The sequence below is a fragment of the Kitasatospora sp. NPDC057512 genome (genome assembly GCF_042802135.1).
GTDB lineage: Bacteria > Actinomycetota > Actinomycetes > Streptomycetales > Streptomycetaceae > Kitasatospora.
Genome location: NZ_JBHVET010001184.1, coordinates 1 through 1,512, shown reverse-complemented (window position 1 = coordinate 1,512; position 1,512 = coordinate 1). Strand labels below are relative to the sequence as shown.

The 1,512-nt window shown below is 68.3% G+C and carries 2 protein-coding genes; both read left to right on the top strand.

The window, feature by feature from the left end; translation table 11 throughout:
* Window positions 1–38 precede the first annotated feature (38 nt).
* A complete protein-coding gene (gene pdxT / locus ACFU6K_RS38760) occupies window positions 39–656 on the top strand; it encodes a pyridoxal 5'-phosphate synthase glutaminase subunit PdxT (RefSeq protein ID WP_380671330.1) in 618 nt (205 codons plus the stop codon).
* A gap of 89 nt (window positions 657–745) precedes the next feature.
* The gene (locus ACFU6K_RS38755) at window positions 746–1,504 is read left to right on the top strand and encodes a YebC/PmpR family DNA-binding transcriptional regulator (RefSeq protein ID WP_380671328.1); all 759 of its coding nucleotides are present in this window, start codon (window positions 746–748) and stop codon (window positions 1,502–1,504) included.
* The last annotated feature ends 8 nt before the right edge of the window (window positions 1,505–1,512 follow it).

Below are 1,512 nucleotides of genomic sequence, written 5' to 3'. Positions count from 1 at the left end.
ACGTAGTCCGTCGTAACGATCGATAGAGGTTGAAGACCGTGAGCACTCCTGTCATCGGCGTCCTCGCCCTCCAGGGCGACGTCCGCGAGCACCTGGTGGCGCTGGCCGAGGCCGACGCGCTCGCCCGTCCGGTGCGCCGCGCCGAGGAGCTGGCCGAGGTCGACGCGCTGGTGATCCCCGGCGGGGAGTCCACCACCATGTCCAAGCTGGCGCTGCTGTTCGGCGTGATGGAGCCGCTGCGCGAGCGCGTCTCCGCCGGGATGCCGGTCTACGGCACCTGCGCGGGCATGATCATGCTGGCGGACAAGATCCTGGACGGCCGCGACGACCAGCAGACCGTCGGCGGCATCGACATGACGGTGCGCCGCAACGCCTTCGGCCGCCAGAACGAGTCCTTCGAGTCCGGGATCGACTTCGCGGGCCTGGACGACGCGCCGGTGCACGGCGTCTTCATCCGCGCCCCCTGGGTCGAGGCGGTCGGCGCGGGCGTCAAGGTGCTGGCCGAGCTGCCCGCCGCGGACGGCCCGGAGAGCCGGATCGTCGCCGTGCGCCAGGGCAACCTGCTGGCCACCTCCTTCCACCCGGAGCTGACCGGCGACCACCGGGTGCACGCGTACTTCGTGCGGATGGTCGAGGAGCACCTCGCCGGTCGGTAGACCACCGCCCACCGTGTGCGCCCCACCGCCGGCGACACCGGTAAGATCTCATCTGTTCATTTCCCTTTGGCGACGTAAAGGAGCTGGCGATGTCCGGCCACTCTAAGTGGGCTACCACCAAGCACAAGAAGGCCGTGATCGACGCCAAGCGCGGCAAGCTCTTCGCCAAGATGATCAAGAACATCGAGGTGGCGGCGCGCACCGGCGGTCCCGACCCGGCGGGCAACCCGACCCTCTACGACGCCATCCAGAAGGCGAAGAAGAGCTCGGTCCCGATCGACAACATCAACCGCGCCGTCAAGCGCGGTGGCGGTCTGGAGGCCGGCGGCGCCGACTACCAGACCATCATGTACGAGGGCTACGGCCCGAACGGTGTCGCGGTCCTGATCGAGTGCCTCACCGACAACCGCAACCGCGCCGCCTCCGACGTGCGCGTCGCGATGACCCGCAACGGCGGCTCGATGGCGGACCCGGGCTCGGTCTCGTACCTGTTCACCCGCAAGGGTGTCGTCATCGTCCCCAAGGCCGACGGCGTGGACGAGGACAAGCTGTTCGAGGTCGTCCTGGACCAGGAGCCGGAGGAGATCAACGACCTCGGCGACTCCTTCGAGATCGTCTCCGAGGCCTCGAAGATGGTCGCCGTGCGCACCGCGCTGGTCGACGCCGGCGTCGACTACGACTCGGCCGAGGCCAACTTCCTCCCCAGCATGCAGGTCGAGCTGGACGTCGACGGCGCCCGCAAGATCCTGAAGCTGATCGACGCGCTGGAGGACAGCGACGACGTGCAGAACGTCTTCGCCAACTTCGACATCTCCGACGAGGTCGGCGCGCAGCTCGACTCCGAGTGATCACTGAC

Coding starts and splice junctions, on each gene's coding strand:
- ACFU6K_RS38755 (WP_380671328.1), top strand. CDS start 746: ATGTCCGGCCACTCTAAGTGGGCTACCACCAAGCACAAGAAGGCCGTG.